The 15430-nt window shown below is 70.3% G+C and carries 13 protein-coding genes; 5 read left to right on the forward strand and 8 right to left on the reverse strand.

Features of this window, described 5'->3' with window-relative positions:
- Positions 1 to 192: 192 nt before the first annotated feature.
- From RLT59_RS06895 to RLT59_RS06910, 4 genes are all read left to right on the forward strand, one after another.
- Positions 193 to 1419, forward strand: coding sequence for a thiolase family protein (locus RLT59_RS06895; RefSeq protein WP_311302580.1), 1227 nt, complete (start codon positions 193 to 195; stop codon positions 1417 to 1419).
- On the forward strand, positions 1416 to 3545 hold the full coding sequence (locus RLT59_RS06900; protein ID WP_311302581.1) for a 3-hydroxyacyl-CoA dehydrogenase NAD-binding domain-containing protein: 2130 nt from the start codon (positions 1416 to 1418) through the stop codon (positions 3543 to 3545). The genes RLT59_RS06895 and RLT59_RS06900 overlap by 4 nt, the downstream gene beginning before the upstream one ends.
- Positions 3546 to 3736: 191 nt before the next feature.
- Complete coding sequence (locus RLT59_RS06905) at positions 3737 to 4573, forward strand: alpha/beta fold hydrolase (protein ID WP_311302582.1); 837 nt, start codon at positions 3737 to 3739, stop codon at positions 4571 to 4573.
- Positions 4566 to 5126, forward strand: a complete 561-nt coding sequence (locus tag RLT59_RS06910) for a TetR/AcrR family transcriptional regulator (RefSeq protein WP_311302583.1) — start codon at positions 4566 to 4568, stop codon at positions 5124 to 5126. The genes RLT59_RS06905 and RLT59_RS06910 overlap by 8 nt, the downstream gene beginning before the upstream one ends.
- Before the next feature lie 13 nt (positions 5127 to 5139).
- On the opposite strand, the gene RLT59_RS06915 is transcribed toward RLT59_RS06910, so the two are convergent.
- Positions 5140 to 6219, reverse strand: a complete 1080-nt coding sequence (locus tag RLT59_RS06915; protein WP_311302584.1) for a PLL family lectin — start codon at positions 6217 to 6219, stop codon at positions 5140 to 5142.
- A gap of 206 nt (positions 6220 to 6425) precedes the next feature.
- Between RLT59_RS06915 and RLT59_RS06920 the strand changes: the two genes are divergently transcribed.
- Complete coding sequence (locus tag RLT59_RS06920; RefSeq protein WP_311302585.1) at positions 6426 to 7517, forward strand: LCP family protein; 1092 nt, start codon at positions 6426 to 6428, stop codon at positions 7515 to 7517.
- A gap of 28 nt (positions 7518 to 7545) precedes the next feature.
- On the opposite strand, the gene RLT59_RS06925 is transcribed toward RLT59_RS06920, so the two are convergent.
- From RLT59_RS06925 to RLT59_RS06955, 7 genes are all read right to left on the reverse strand, one after another.
- On the reverse strand, positions 7546 to 8274 hold the full coding sequence (locus RLT59_RS06925; protein ID WP_311302586.1) for an SDR family oxidoreductase: 729 nt from the start codon (positions 8272 to 8274) through the stop codon (positions 7546 to 7548).
- The gene (locus tag RLT59_RS06930) at positions 8271 to 9785 is read right to left on the reverse strand and encodes an amino acid permease (protein ID WP_311302587.1); all 1515 of its coding nucleotides are present in this window, start codon (positions 9783 to 9785) and stop codon (positions 8271 to 8273) included. Before RLT59_RS06930 ends, RLT59_RS06925 begins: the two co-directional genes overlap by 4 nt.
- 158 nt (positions 9786 to 9943) lie before the next feature.
- The gene (gene dxs / locus RLT59_RS06935) at positions 9944 to 11923 is read right to left on the reverse strand and encodes a 1-deoxy-D-xylulose-5-phosphate synthase (protein ID WP_311302588.1); all 1980 of its coding nucleotides are present in this window, start codon (positions 11921 to 11923) and stop codon (positions 9944 to 9946) included.
- A 201-nt stretch (positions 11924 to 12124) separates the two neighbouring features.
- Positions 12125 to 12637: a hypothetical protein gene (locus tag RLT59_RS06940; protein ID WP_311302589.1), complete on the reverse strand. Its 513-nt coding sequence runs from the start codon at positions 12635 to 12637 to the stop codon at positions 12125 to 12127.
- The gene (locus RLT59_RS06945) at positions 12634 to 12972 is read right to left on the reverse strand and encodes a PadR family transcriptional regulator (RefSeq protein WP_311302590.1); all 339 of its coding nucleotides are present in this window, start codon (positions 12970 to 12972) and stop codon (positions 12634 to 12636) included. The genes RLT59_RS06940 and RLT59_RS06945 overlap by 4 nt, the downstream gene beginning before the upstream one ends.
- 131 nt (positions 12973 to 13103) lie before the next feature.
- On the reverse strand, positions 13104 to 14429 hold the full coding sequence (locus RLT59_RS06950) for a sugar ABC transporter permease (protein WP_399124949.1): 1326 nt from the start codon (positions 14427 to 14429) through the stop codon (positions 13104 to 13106).
- On the reverse strand, positions 14426 to 15220 hold the full coding sequence (locus RLT59_RS06955) for an ATP-binding cassette domain-containing protein (protein WP_311302591.1): 795 nt from the start codon (positions 15218 to 15220) through the stop codon (positions 14426 to 14428). The genes RLT59_RS06950 and RLT59_RS06955 overlap by 4 nt, the downstream gene beginning before the upstream one ends.
- Positions 15221 to 15430: the final 210 nt, after the last annotated feature.

Raw genomic sequence — 15430 nt, forward strand, 5'->3', positions numbered from 1 at the left:
CGTTCACTCCGTGCCGCATGGCCCGGACGACCCTCTTTGGGGGCCGTCCGGGCCATTTCGCGTGTGTGACCTTCGCCGCTCCCGGCACCAGGACTGGGCAGTCTGGTTACCCGCAAGTAGCATGAGCGGTGGCGGCGCGCTCCCGGGCGCGCCCCGCAGCAGTGCCATCCCGCACCCTGGAGGAGAGCCACCGTGCCTCGTACCATCCGGGACGTCGTCTTCGTCGACGGCGTCCGCACCCCGTTCGGCAAAGCGGGCCCGAAGGGCATCTACCACGAGACCCGCGCCGACGATCTCGTCGTGAAGGCCATCCGGGAGCTGCTGCGCCGCAACCCGGACCTGGACCCGGCCAAGATCGACGAGGTCGCCATCGCCGCGACCACGCAGATCGGCGACCAGGGCCTCACGCTCGGCCGCACCGCCGGAATCCTGGCCGGTCTGCCGCAGTCCGTCCCCGGTTACTCCATCGACCGCATGTGTGCGGGCGCCCTGACCGCCGTCACCTCGACGGCCGGCTCCATCGCCTTCGGCGCGTACGACGTCGTCGTCGCCGGTGGCGTCGAGCACATGGGCCGCCACCCGATGGGCGAGGGCGTGGACCCGAACCCGCGCTTCGTCTCGGAGAAGCTGGTCGACGAGTCCGCCCTGTTCATGGGGATGACCGCGGAGAACCTGCACGACCGCTACCCGACGATCACCAAGCAGCGCGCCGACGCGTACGCGGTGCGCTCGCAGGAGAAGGCCGCCAAGGCGTACGCCAACGGCAGCATCCAGCAGGACCTGGTGCCGGTCTCCGTGCGCCGCACCAACGCTGAAGCCGGTGAGACGGGCTGGGGCCTGGTCACCGCCGACGAGCCGATGCGGCCGGGCACCACGATGGAGTCCCTGGCGGGTCTGAAGACTCCGTTCCGCCCCCACGGCCGCGTGACGGCCGGTAACGCCGCGGGCCTCAACGACGGCGCCACCGCCTCGCTGCTCGCCGCAGAGGACATCGCCCGCGAGCTGGGCCTCCCGGTCAAGATGCGCCTCGTCTCCTACGCCTTCGCGGGCGTCGAGCCTGAGGTCATGGGCTACGGCCCGATCCCGGCCACGGAGAAGGCCCTCGCCAAGGCGGGCCTGTCCATCTCGGACATCGGCCTCTTCGAGATCAACGAGGCGTTCGCCGTGCAGGTGCTCGCCTTCCTGGAGCACTACGGCATCGCGGACGACGACGCGCGCGTCAACCAGTACGGCGGCGCCATCGCCTACGGCCACCCGCTGGCCTCCTCCGGGGTCCGGCTGATGACCCAGCTGGCCCGCCAGTTCGAGGAGCAGCCGGAGGTCCGCTACGGCCTGACCACCATGTGCGTCGGCTTCGGCATGGGCGCCACGGTCGTCTGGGAGAACCCGCACTTCGACGCAGACGGAGGCAGCAAGTGAGCTCCACCACCGAGCTTCTGAAGGGTGCGGCCGAGCTGTTCCCCGACGAGGTCGTCACCCAGGCGCACGTACGCCACCTGGACCTGCCGGGAGGTGCGGGCAACTTCGCCCTCATCACGCTGGACAACGGCCTGGACCACACCAAGCCGACCACCTTCGGACCGCAGTCGCTGGCGAACCTGAACGCCGCGATCGACCAGGTCGAGAAGGAGGCCGCCGAGGGCGCGATCACCGGCATCGGCATCACCGGCAAGCCGTTCATCTTCGCGGTCGGCGCCGACCTCAAGGGCGTCGAACTGCTCAAGGAGCACCAGGACGCGCTCGCCATCGGCAAGGGCGGCCACGACGTCTTCCGCCGGCTCTCGGGACTCGCGGTCCCGACGTTCGCGTACTACAACGGCGCGGCCATGGGCGGCGGTGTCGAGGTCGGTCTGCACTGCTCGTACCGCACCGTCTCCAAGGCGCTGCCGGCGTTCTCGCTGCCCGAGGTCTTCCTCGGCCTGGTCCCCGGCTGGGGCGGCTGCGCGCTGCTCCCGAACCTGATCGGCGCGGACCGCGCGGTCTTGTTGATCATCGAGAACTCGCTCAACCAGAACCGTCAGCTCAAGGGCACGCAGGTCTTCGAACTCGGGATCGCGGACGCGCTCTTCGAAGGCGCCGACTTCCTGGAGCAGTCGCTGATCTGGACGGCGGACGTGCTGAACGGCACGGTCGCGGTGGAGCGCCCCGAGGTCGACCGCGGGGACGCCTGGGACCAGGCCGTCGCCCGGGGCAAGGCGATCGCCGACTCCAAGGTGCACGGTGCCGCCCCGGCCGCGTACCGCGCGCTGGAGATCATCGCCGCGGCCAAGGACGGCGACCTGTCCGCCGGCTTCGACCGCGAGGACCAGGCCCTGGCGGACCTGATCATGGGCGGCGAGCTGCGCTCCGGCATCTACTCGTTCAACCTGGTCCAGAAGCGCGCCAAGCGACCGGCCGGTGCCCCGGACAAGAACCTGGCCCGTCCGGTCACCAAGGTCGGCGTGGTGGGCGCGGGTCTGATGGCCTCGCAGCTCGCGCTGCTGTTCCTGCGCCGCCTTGAGGTGCCGGTCGTGCTGACCGACATCGACCAGGAGCGCGTCGACAAGGGTGTGGGCTACGTCCACGCCGAGATCGAGAAGCTGCTCGGCAAGGGCCGCATCAACCAGGACAAGGCCAACCGTCTCAAGGCCCTGGTCTCCGGTGTGCTGGACAAGGCGGAGGGCTTCTCCGACGCCGACTTCATCGTCGAGGCCGTCTTCGAGGAGATCGGCATCAAGCAGCAGGTGTTCGCGGAGGTCGAGGCGGTCGCCCCGGCGCACGCGATCCTCGCCACCAACACCTCCTCCCTCTCGGTCACCGAGATGGCGTCGAAGCTGAAGCACCCCGAGCGGGTCGTCGGCTTCCACTTCTTCAACCCGGTCGCGATCCTGCCGCTGCTGGAGATCGTCCGCGGTGAGCAGACCGACGACGCCTCGCTGGCCACGGCCTTCGGTGTGGCCCGCAAGCTGAAGAAGACCGCGGTGCTGGTGAAGGACGCCCCGGCGTTCGTCGTCAACCGCATCCTCACCCGCTTCATGGGCGAGATCCAGAACGTCATCGACGAGGGCACCCCGGTCGAGGTCGCGGAGAAGGCCATCGAGCCGCTCGGCTTGCCGATGTCCCCGCTGGTGCTCCTGGAGCTGGTCGGCCCGGCGATCGGCCTGCACGTCTCCGAGACCCTGCACCGCGCCTTCCCGGAGCGCTTCACCGTCTCGCAGAACCTCGCGGCGGTCGTGAAGGCCGGCAAGCGCGGCTTCTACGTCTACGACTCCGGGAAGCCGGAGCTGGACCCGGAGGTCGCGGCCCTCCTGAAGCAGGGCGACTCCGTCCTGTCAGAGGAGCAGGTCCGCGACCGCGTCCTGGACGCGGTCGCGCAGGAGATCGGCCTGATGCTGGACGAGGGCGTCGTCGCCGAGGCCCAGGACATCGACCTCTGCCTGATCACCGGCGCGGGCTGGCCCTTCCACCTGGGCGGCATCACGCCGTACCTGGACCGCGAGGGCGTCTCCGAGCGGGTCAACGGGAAGAAGTTCCTGGCGCGGGGCGTGGCGAGCGTACCGGCGTAAGTCAGTCGGCCGGGCCTTGCGAGAGGCCGGCCGCGGCAGCGGAAGGGCCGTACGGGACATGTCCCGTACGGCCCTTCCGCATGTGGTCGCACACCGGCCGCGGGGACGGGACCGGCGGTTCCGGGCAGGGTTGACACGCTCGGCTAATACACTTAGCTTTATGGCTAACGATATTAACAACGGGGGTGAACATGACCGAGTTCCTGGACACCGACGGCGGCCGGCTCGCGTACGACGTGACCGGTGAGGGCGCGCTGATCGTGCTCGCCCACGGCATGGGCGACAACAGAGGCGCCTTCCGCGAGCTGGCGGACCTGCTGGCGGCGGCCGGCTTCCGGGTCGCCGCCATGGACCAGCGCGGGCACGGCGAGTCCAGCACCGGCTGGAGCTCCTACACCCGCACCGACTCGGCGGCGGACCTGCTGGCCCTGATCCGGCACCTGGGCGGCCCGGCCGTCATCGTGGGCCACTCCTTCGCGGGCGGCGCCGCCACCATCGCGGCGGCCGACGAGCCGGACCTCGTCACCGCGGTCGTCGAACTCGGCCCGTTCACCCGCGCGCAGAAGGTCGACATGGGTGCGCTGCTGTCCAACGCCCGCTACCGCAAGGGCATGTCACTGCTCATGGCGACGGGCCTGCTGCGCAGCGTCGGGATGTGGAAGCGCTACCTGGACCACGCCTACCCCGGCACCAGGCCCGAGGAGTACGCGGCTCACATCGCCGCTCTTGAGGCCGACCTGCGCAGGCCGGGCCGGATGGCGGTGGTCAGCAAGATGGGCATGTCCGCGCCCACCGACGCGGGCGCCAAGCTGGCCGGCGTCCGCTGCCCCGTCCTGGTCGTCGAGGGCACGCTCGACCCCGACTGGGCAGACCCGGAGGCCGAGGGCGAGGGCATCGTGGCGAGCATGCCCGCAGGGCTGGGGCGGCTCCAGATGATCGAGGGAGTGGGCCACTACCCCCACGTCCAGGCACCCGCCGAGGTCGCCGCCGCGGTGCTGGCCTTCCTCAAGGACACCGCCCGTGCCTAGGGCCGCCCTGTCCCCGGACGCGGTCGTCGCCCTCGCGCTGGAGGTCGTGGACGAGGGGGGCGCCGCTGCCCTCACCCTGTCGGCGGTGGCGAGCCGGGCGGGCGTCGCCACCCCTTCCCTCTACAAGCACGTGCGCGGTCTCGCCGAACTCCGCGTCCTCGTCTCCACGCGGATCATGAACGACATGGCGGACGCCGCGGGCCGGGCGGTGCTCGGCCGCTCGGCCGACGAGGCGGTCCGCGCGTTCATGGAGACCTGGCGCACCTACGCCCGTCGCCACCCGCACCGCTACGCGGCGATGCTCCAGACCCCCGAGCCGGGTTCGACCGAAGCCGGGGAGCGGCTGCTCGGCATCATCCTCGCCGCGCTGCGCTCGTACGGCCTGACGGACTCGGCGGCGATCCACATGACCCGCTGCCTGCGCGCGGCCGTCCACGGCTTCGCGGTCCTCGAAACCGGTGGCGCGTTCGGGCTGCCGGAGAGCCTGGACGAGAGTTACGACCTGCTCATCCGCATCGTGATCGCAGGGGTGCGGGCCACCCCTCCGGTCTGAGGCCGGGCGGCGCTCACAGCGCGCGCCATTCGTCGAAGCCGAGCCCCGGCCCCTCCGTCTGCCGTGCCACCCGCGGCGCCCCGTCCGTGCCGACGGCGGCCATGACCACCCGGCCGAGCGCGTCGTGCGTCAGCGCCGGAGTGCCCAGGCAGGCCGCGCCGGTGTCCGACCACCAGACGCCGTCGGCCTCCTTCTCGGTCACCGCGACTCCCACGGCCACCGCGCCGTTCACCCCGCGGTGGGCCAGCACCGTGCAGTCGAGCCCGTCCAGCTCCGTGCGGATCACGGCGTGCCCGCCGTCGCCGGGCGTACCGCCGAGCTCCATCGGCGTGCCCTCGGCCCGGTAGGCGACGACACCGCCCGAGGGGTCGGTCCAGAAGTACGTCGCGCGGCCGGGTGCCGTCTCCAGCACCGCGAGCGACCCCGGGCTCACCGCGAAGGGGGAACGCCCGACCTCGCCCCAGCCGCCACCGGGCTTCTCCTGCTGCCAGTGCAGCGTCTCCTTGTCGGTCGAGGCGAAGATCTCCAGACAGCCGGAATCGAGCGCCACCACGGCGGGGACCTCCTTGATGCGCGTGCAGCGCAGATCCTCCCAGCCGCGCCACTTGCCGTCGGCGCGCTCCCGGCGCACCATCATGCCGCCGCGCCCGTTGCGGGCGGCGACGTGCACCTCGCCGGAGGCCTTCACCACGACGACGGGCGCGCCGAACCTGCTGCCCACATCGGCTTCCTTGTGCGGGTTGCCCAGCGAGTTCCAGGACGAGACCGGGCGCCCCGTCTGGTACTGAATCGCGTGCACGATGTCCACGGTGACGCCGCCGGAGGCCGCGGGCCGTTCGCGCCGGCCGGCGAAGTGCACGTAGCTCTGGGAGTTCTGCGTCACGGACAGATGCGTCAGCTTCGGCAGCCGCAGGACATCCGGGGCGCCCCACTCCGGACCGCCGGGACGCGTCTCCGACCAGCGGCGCAGACCGCCCTCACCGGCGACGTACGCGGTGAGCCTGCCGTCCTTGCCGCGGGTGAGCCAGATGCCGCGTAGCGCTGGAGCCCCGGGAGCAACCTTCGAGGTCGCGCGGGCATCCTGTCCGAGCATGATTCTGCGATTACCTTTCCAGAACTGACATCCGACAACTCGCGCACGAATTCGAATCTGTTACATCCTAAACCCCGGTAAGGAGGGGTATTCCGGGGTTCATCAGCGTACGATTCGCGGCCGGAACGGGCTCCGGTACGTGCCAGGGGCCGTCACGATCCCGCTGTGGGCCCCGTGCGCACACCAGTTGTGAGGACTCATTCAGGATGAGCCAAGACGCCAGCACACCTGACAGACCGAGTTCCCCGGACAGTCCCCGTCGCGGGCGCGAGCGGACGCGCGGCCGGCGATTACGCCGGGCGCTGCTGCTGTCGTTACTCGTGATCGTCATCGCCGCGGGCGGGACAGCGTACTGGCTCTACAGCCGGCTCGACGGGAACATCAAGGGCGTCGACATCGACAGGGCGCTCGGTGACGACCGGCCCGAGCGGCTCCCCACCAGCGGGCAGAATCTGCTGGTTCTCGGCTCCGACTCGCGCGCCGGGGCGGAGAACAAGGCGCTGGGCGGCGGGGGCGGCGTCAGCGGTGCCCGCTCCGACACCGCGATGGTCGTGCACATCCCCGAGGGCCGCAGCAGGGCCGTCGCCGTGTCCATCCCGCGCGACACCCTGGTGACCCGGCCCGAGTGCGTCACGTCCGACGGCTCGGCCATGGACTCCGCGAACCGCGTGATGTTCAACTCCGTCTACTCCCAGGTCGGTCCGGCCTGCGTGGTCAAGACCGTGGAGAAGATGTCCGGGGTCCGTATCGACCACTACCTGGAGATCAACTTCGCCGGGTTCAAGGACCTCGTCGACGCCATAGGCGGCGTCACCGTCGATGTGCCCCAGGATATCCACGACAAGGCCTCCGGACTCGACCTCACCGCCGGGCCCCACAAGCTCAACGGCACCGGGTCCCTCTCCTACGTCCGCACCCGCCACGGCATCGGTGACGGCAGCGACCTCGGCCGTATCGGACTCCAGCAGCAGTTCCTGCTGGCACTCCTCAGCGAGGTCAAATCGCAGGATCTGCTGGGCAGTCCGGCCAGCGCCTACCGGATCGCCAACTCCGCGACCAAGTCCCTCACCACCGACGAGGGGCTCGCCTCGCTCAAGTCACTGAGCCGGTTCGCCCGTTCGATGAACGGGGTCGACCCGGGCTCGACGGACACCATCATGCTGCCGGTGGCCTACGACCGGATCGACCCCAACCGGGTGGTGGCGGCGCAGCCGCAGGCCAGGATGGTCTGGAAGGCGCTGCGCGAGGACTCCGCCATCCCCGCGTCCGCCAGGAAGTCGCCCGCCACCGGCGGCTGATCACCAGCTCATCGCGGGTGCGACGCGGTCAGGAGAGCCAGTCGGCGTAGCGGGTCGGCGCGAGGTGCGCGCCCGGATCGGTGAGGGCGTCCCCCTGGACGGCGGCGAACATGCCTGCGGTGGGGTCGGTGACGACCCTGCGGTTGTCGCCCTTGGCGGACAGCGTCCGGCGGCCCAGCTCGTCCAGAGTGAAGACCTCGGGTCCGGCGATGTCGTAGATGCCGTTCAGCGGGGCGCCCTCGGCGATCCGGGTGACCGCTTCGGCCACTTCGGCAGCGGCGATCGGCTGGATCGGCGTGGCGGGCAGCCGTACGGTGTCGCCGTCGGTGGTCCAGGACAGCACGGCGTCGATGAACTCCATGAACTGGGTGGCCCGGACGATCGAGTACGGGACCGGGCCCGCCGCCAGGATCTCCTCCTGGAGCACCTTGGCCCGGTAGTAGTCCACTTCCGGCACCTTGTCCACGCCGACGATCGAGAGAACGACGAAGTGGCCGGCGCCGCCCTTCCGGGCGGCGGCCAGCGAATTGTTCATCGACGTGCGGAAGAACTCCGGTGAGGCTTCGTCGAACGTCGGCGAATTGGTCAGGTCGATGACGACGTCGACTCCGGCCAGCGCCGCGTCCAGGCCCTTGCCGCTGATGATGTCGACACCGGTGGACTTCGAGTGCGGGAGCGCCTCGTACCCGGCGGCGTTCAGGTTCCTGACGACCTGTGCCCCGATGAGCCCGGTACCTCCGAGGACTGTGAACTTCATGACGTGCCTTTCGTGGTGCGGTGGACCCGGCTGTGCGTGCGGCCGTAGGCGAAGTAGATGACGACTCCGATGACCATCCAGATGCCGAACCGCAGCCAGGTCTCGGTCGGCAGGTTGAGCATCAGCCAGACGGACGCGGCCACCGAGAGGACCGGGATCAGCGGGACCCACGGGGTGCGGAAGGCGCGGTGCAGCTCCGGGCGGGTGCGGCGCAGGACCATGACGCCGAGGGCGACGACCACGAAGGCGAAGAGCGTGCCGATGTTCACCAGGGTCGCGAGCTCGTCGATGCTGGTGAATCCGGCGACGATCGCGATGATCACACCGAGCAGGATGGTCGGGCGGTACGGGGTGTGGAAGCGCGGGTGGGTCTTGGAGAAGAAGCGCGGGAGGAGTCCGTCCCGGCTCATCGCGAAGAACACCCGGGTCTGGCCGAGCAGCAGGATCATGCAGACCACGGTGAGGCCGACGGCGGCGCCGAAGCTGATGATCCCGGCGTAGACGGGGTGCCCGACGGCCTTGAAGGCGTCGGCCAGCGGGGCGTCCACGGAGAGCTCGGTGTAGTGCTCCATTCCGGTGACCACGATCGATACGGCGACGTAGAGCGTGGTGCAGATGAGGAGCGAGGCCATGATGCCGCGCGGCATGTCGCGCTGCGGGACCTTCGTCTCCTCCGCGGCCGTGGCCACCACGTCGAAGCCGATGAAGGCGAAGAAGACGACGGAGGCGGCGGTGAAGATGCCCATGACGCCGAAGTTGGTGGGCGCGTACCCGAAGATCAGCTGGACGAGCGGCGCCTGCAGGCCCGATCCGGCGGACTGCGGCTGGGCCTCGGGGATGAAGGGCGAGTAGTTCGCGGTGTCGATGAAGAAGAGGCCCGCGATGATCACGATCAGCACGACGGCCACCTTGATCGCCACCACGACGGTGGTGACCCGGGCGGAGAGCTTCATGCCGAGCACCAGGATGACGGTGAGGACCAGGACCAGGACGAACGCGAGGATGTCGAAGCCGAATCCTTTCGTCGCGTCGGTCCCGGAGAGCGCGTTCGGCAGTGACCAGCCGATGTTGTCCAGCAGTGAGCGGACGTAGCCGGACCAGCCGACCGCCACCACCGCCGTGCCCAGCGCGAACTCCAGCACCAGGTCCCAGCCGATGATCCAGGCGACCAGTTCACCGAGCGAGGCGTACGAGAAGGTGTACGCGGACCCGGCCACCGGGACGGTGGAGGCGAATTCCGCGTAGCAGAGGGCGGCCAGGGCACAGACGACGCCCGCGACCACGAAGGCGATGGCGGTGGCGGGTCCCGCCGTCTCCTTGGCCACCTTGCCCGTGAGGACGAAGATCCCGGTGCCGATGATGACGCCCACTCCGAAGACCGTGAGGTCCAGGGCGGAGAGGGACTTCTTGAGGGCGTGCTCCGGCTCCTCGGTGTCGCGGATGGACTGTTCGATCGTCTTGGTCCTGAACAGCCCGTCCCGGCTGGGGGGCAGGTCCTGCTGCGTGCTCACCGGCGTACCTCCACGCACTCGTCGTGGATGCCATGATTCGGAGATTCGGACCGGCTCGCTCCCGGCACGCCCCGCAGGCCGGGATTTCACGCGAATGGGCCGGTCGGACCACCCGTGGCGGGTGGGCGACCGGCCCATTCGTGGAACCGCGTTACGGATCAGTCCCGGACGGGCTCCGCCACGGAACGACTCTCCGCGTCCGTCTCGTAGCGGCCGTCGAGCTTGGCCACCAGACCGGTGACCTGACGGGCGATGTCCGGTGCGGTCAGCCCGATCTCGGCCATGACCTCCTTGCGGGAGGCGTGGTCGAGGAAGACCGGCGGGATGCCGAAGTCGCGCAGCGGTACGTCGACGTCGGCGTCGCGCAGCGCCTGGGCGACGGCCGAGCCGACGCCGCCGGCCCGGCTGTTGTCCTCGACGGTGACGACGACGCGGTGCCGCGCGGCGAGCGGTGCCATGGCCTCGTCCACCGGCTTCACCCAGCGCGGGTCGACGACCGTGGTCGAGATGCCCTGGGCGTCGAGCAGGTCCGCGATCTCCAGGCACATCGGGGCGAGCGCGCCGATGGAGACGAGCAGGACGTCGGGCCGGGAGGTGCCGGGCTCGCGGAGCACGTCCATGCCGCCGGCCGTGGAGACGGCCTTGACCGACGGGCCGACCGCGCCCTTGGAGAAGCGGACGACCGTCGGGGCGTCGTCGACCGCGACGGCCTCGCGCAGCTGGGCGCGGACCTGGTCGGCGTCGCGCGGGGCGGCGATCCGGAGCGAGGGCACGCACTGCAGGATCGACATGTCCCACATGCCGTTGTGCGAGGCGCCGTCCGTACCGGTGACCCCGGCCCGGTCCAGGACGAAGGTCACGCCGCACTTGTGCAGGGCGACGTCCATCAGGACCTGGTCGAAGGCGCGGTTGAGGAAGGTGGCGTAGACCGCGAAGACGGGGTGCAGACCGCCGGTGGCGAGGCCCGCCGCGGAGACCGCGCCGTGCTGCTCCGCGATGCCGACGTCGTAGATCCGGTCCGGGAAGGCCTTCTCGAACTTGGTCAGGCCGACCGGCTGGAGCATGGCCGCGGTGATCGCGACGATGTCCTCGCGCTCCTTGCCGAGCTTGACCATCTCCTCGCCGAACACGGAGGTCCAGTCGAGGCCGGAGGTCGCGACGGGCAGTCCGGTGTCGGGGTGGATCTTGCCGACGGCGTGGAAGCGGTCGGCCTCGTCCAGCAGCGCCGGGGTGTAGCCCCGGCCCTTCTCGGTGAGGCAGTGGACGATGACCGGGCCGCCGAAGCGCTTGGCGCGCTGGAGCGCGGACTCCAGCGCCTCCAGGTCGTGTCCGTCGATCGGGCCGACGTACTTCAGGCCGAGGTCCTCGAACATGCCCTGCGGGGCGATGAAGTCCTTGAGGCCCTTCTTGGCGCCGTGCAGCGTCTCGTACAGGGGCCTGCCGACGACGGGGGTGCGCTCCAGGAGGTCCTTGCCACGGGCCAGGAAGCGTTCGTAGCCGTCGGTGGTGCGCAGGGTCGCCAGGTGGTTGGCGAGGCCGCCGATCGTCGGGGCGTAGGAGCGCTCGTTGTCGTTGACGACGATGACGAGCGGGCGGTCCTTGGCGGCGGCGATGTTGTTCAGCGCCTCCCAGGCCATGCCGCCGGTGAGCGCACCGTCACCGATGACCGCGACGACGTGGTCGGGACGCTTCAGCACCTCGTTGGCCTTGGCGAGGCCGTCGGCCCAGCCGAGCACCGTGGAGGCGTGGCTGTTCTCGATGACGTCGTGCTCGGACTCGGCGCGCGAGGGGTAGCCGGAGAGGCCGCCCTTGCTCTTGAGCTTCGTGAAGTCCTGGCGGCCGGTGAGGAGCTTGTGTACGTAGCTCTGGTGGCCGGTGTCGAAGAGGACCTTGTCCTTCGGGGAGTCGAAGACCCGGTGCAGGGCGATGGTCAGCTCGACCACGCCCAGGTTGGGTCCGAGGTGTCCGCCGGTCTTGGAGACGGCGTCGACGAGGAAGGTCCGGATCTCTTCGGCGAGCTGCTCCAGCTGCTCGGGGGTGAGCCGGTCCAGGTCACGCGGTCCGCCGATGCTGGCCAGCAGATCCCATCCGTCGCCCACCACCGCCCGTGCATGACGCGCTTCGCGCGGCTGTGTCACCGTGCCTCCTTGCGATTGAGCTGGTCGAGCATGCCGATCCGATGAGTCTAATGTTCCGTTCGCCGCCACGGACATCGGGCGGGCGGGTGCGGACCCGCCGGTCCCGGCCCGCGCGGCCGGGCCGACCGGTCCCACCTGTGCGTTCGGGGCGCGTCGCGAATGGTTCCGGGCGGGCACTGTGACGGGAACGACGCCGCGGATTCAGGCCCGCGCCTCCGCGAGCCGCCGCATCACCCCGCGCGCGCCCGCCAGCAGGACCAGCAGGACGGCCGCGGTGTAGAAGCCGTCGGGGGTGTGCCAGCCGCCGTTGACGTCCGCCAGGAAAGCCGGGTCGAAGAACTCCCGCCGGTAAAGGATCCACGCGAGCGGCAGCGTGAACGCCGCCTCCGCGGCGATGTTCCACAGCGCGAGCGCCCGCGTCGGAGCCCGTACCGCCCGGATCACGTCGAGCGCCACGAGTCCGGCGAGCCCGGCCAGGACGGGCCAGATCCAGCCCGACCACAGGCCGGGGTCGAGCACGTCGAGGTGTACGCCTTCGTCGGTCCGGTACGGCTGCGCGGTGTGCTGCCACACGATGAGGGCGATCAGCAGGGCGTGCCAGGCGGTACCGGCGTACGCCCCCGCGCCGCGACGGCCCGGCGGGATGCGCCGGACTACCTCCGCCACATACCGGTCGGTCAGCGTGCCGGTGCCGGGCGCGCTCAGCGTTCTCATCGGTCCCCCTTGGTCAGGCGTGCTATCGAGGCGTCCAGGGCCCGCCACTCGCGCAGCAGCCCGGTGCGGACCCGGGCCCCCTCGGCGCTGCTCCGGTAGAACTTCCGCGGCCGGGACTGCTCGGTGTTCCACTCGCTGACGAGCAGCCCCTGCTTCTCCAGGCGCCGCAGCAGCGGATAGAGGGTGTTGCCGTCCACCGTGATCCCGGCGTCACCGAGCGTCTCCAGCAGTGCGTAGCCGTACTGCGGTTCCTCCAGAAGCGCCAGGCAGGCCAGCACGACCGTGCCGCGGCGCAGTTCCTGGGCCTGGCTGAGGATCAGTTCATCGGTGCCCACGTCCGACACGATACTGTGTGCCGCACACTGATGTCACCAGCGAGGACGACCGCCCGTGCCGCGCACGCGAAAGTGCCCGGCGCCCCCCGAAGGGGCGCCGGGCACTGCCGTGTTGAGGTGCGGGCGCCGTACTAGGCGCGGCCCGCGGTCTTCTGCGTGCGGCGGGAGACCGAGTCGATGACCACGGCGGCGAGGAGAACCGCGCCGGTGATCATGTACTGCACGGCGTTGGCCATGCCGATCATGTTCAGGCCCTGCTGGATCGACTGGATGACGACCATGCCGAGGAGCGCGGACCAGACCTTGCCCCGGCCACCGAAGAGGCTGGTGCCGCCGATGACCGCGGCAGCGATCACCAGCATCAGGGTGTTGCCGCCACCGACGCTCTTGGTGGCGCCGCCGGAGAGGCTGGCGATGAAGAGTCCGCCGAAGGCGCCCAGCGTGCCGGAGAGCGCGAAGACGATGATCCGGATGCGGTCCACGCTGATACCGGCGCGGCGCGCGGCCTCCGCGTTGCCGCCGACCGCGAAGACCTGGCGGCCGAAGGTGGTCCGGCGGGCCACGAAGTCCGCGATCACCAGGACGGCGAGGAAGAGCACCAGGGCCAGCGGCAGACCGCGGGCGCCCTCGGGCTCGTTCAGGACGTACGCGACGACGAAGCACAGGACGGCGACGACGGCGGTGCGCAGCACGATCTCGGTGACCGGGCGGGCGGGCAGGTTCGCGGCCTTGCGGCGCTTGCTGTCCACCAGCAGGGACACGGCGTACGCGATCACGGCGACCAGGGCGAGGCCGTAGCCGACGGCCTTGTCCTCGAAGAAGTAGTTGGTGAGGTCCTCGACGACACTGCCGGACGGCGTGTTGATCGAGCCCTCGCCGCCCATCATCCAGTCCTGCAGACCGCTCCAGCCGAGGAAGCCGGCCAGGGTGACGACGAAGGCCGGCACCCCGATCTTCGCGAAGAAGAAGCCGTGCAGGGCGCCCAGCGCGGTCCCGGCGAGGACGGCGGTGAGGATCCCCAGCCACTCCGGCCAGCCGTGGTTGACGTTGAGCACGGCCCAGGTGGCCGCGCCGACACCGGCGACGGAGCCGACCGAGAGGTCGATCTCGCCGAGCAGCAGCACGAACACGATGCCGACCGCCATGATGCCGAGGCCGGAGCTGTACACGGCGATGTTGGCGACGGAGCTGGCGGAGAGGAAGTTGCTGTTCTGGAACTGGAAGACGATCGCGATGACGATCAGCCCGACGAAGACCGGCAGCGAGCCGAGCTCACCGCCGCGCACCTTGCGGGTGAACTCCGACCAGTAGCCCTTGAAGCCCTCCTCGCGGATGAGCAGGCGCGGGTCCACCGCGGGGACGGTCGCCTGGGCCGGCACCGTGGCGCTCTGCCCGGCCTTCTCGGTCTTCTCGGTCTTCTCCGCGGAAGGCCCGGGGGTCTTGGCGAGGTCGCTCACTTTGCGTCCTCCTTCGTGACTGTGCGTGCCTGGCGGCGCGTGACGGCATTGTCCGTGGCGCCGGTGATGGCGGCGATGACCTCTTCGTGGGACGTGGTCGCGACGTCGAAGACGCCGTTGTTGCGGCCCAGACGGAGCACCGCGACCCGGTCCGCGACGGCGTTCACATCGGCCATGTTGTGGCTGATGAGGATGACGCCGTGGCCGCGTTCGCGCAGCCGCTCCACGAGGTCGAGGACCTGGGCGGTCTGCTCGACGCCGAGTGCGGCGGTCGGCTCGTCCAGGATGACGACCTTGGGGTCGCCGATCAGGGCGCGGGCGATGGCCACGACCTGGCGCTGTCCACCGGAGAGCGAGGCGACCGGGATGCGGACGCTGGGTATCCGGATGGACAGGGTGTCCAGCAGTTCCTTGGCGCGCTTCTCCATCGCGATCTCGTCGAGGACGGAGACGCTGCGGAGCTCGTTGCCGAGGAAGAGGTTGGCGACGACATCGAGGTTGTCGCAGAGGGCCAAGTCCTGGTAAACGGTGGCGATTCCGAGGTCCTGGGCGTCGTTCGGCCGGTTGATCCGGACCGTCCCGCCCTCCCACTCGATGGCGCCTTCGTCGATCGGGTGAACACCCGAGATGGTCTTGACAAGGGTTGACTTGCCGGCGCCGTTGTCGCCGACCAGGGCAACCACTTCGCCGGAGTGAATCTCCAGGTTCACATCGGTGAGCGCCTGAACGGCGCCGAACCGCTTGGAGATTCCGCGCAACGCCAGCACGGGCGTAGCGGACACGTGAATCATCTCCTTCGCCGCCTGACCGGCGGGGATGGTGCTGCATTGCACAGGGGGGTGCCGGTTCGGGCCGTCGGACCACCGTCGTCGCCTGGTGGCCCGTGGGGCCTGGGGCGGCGGCAGTCCGACGACCGGATCCGGTGGGAAGAGTCCGGCCCCGCCCCCGCTTTGCGGGGCGTTGACGGGGCGGGGGCCGGACTGGCAAGGGGCGCCCCTGAG

The organism is Streptomyces sp. ITFR-6 (genome assembly GCF_031844725.1).
In the GTDB taxonomy this organism is placed as follows: Bacteria; Actinomycetota; Actinomycetes; order Streptomycetales; family Streptomycetaceae; genus Streptomyces.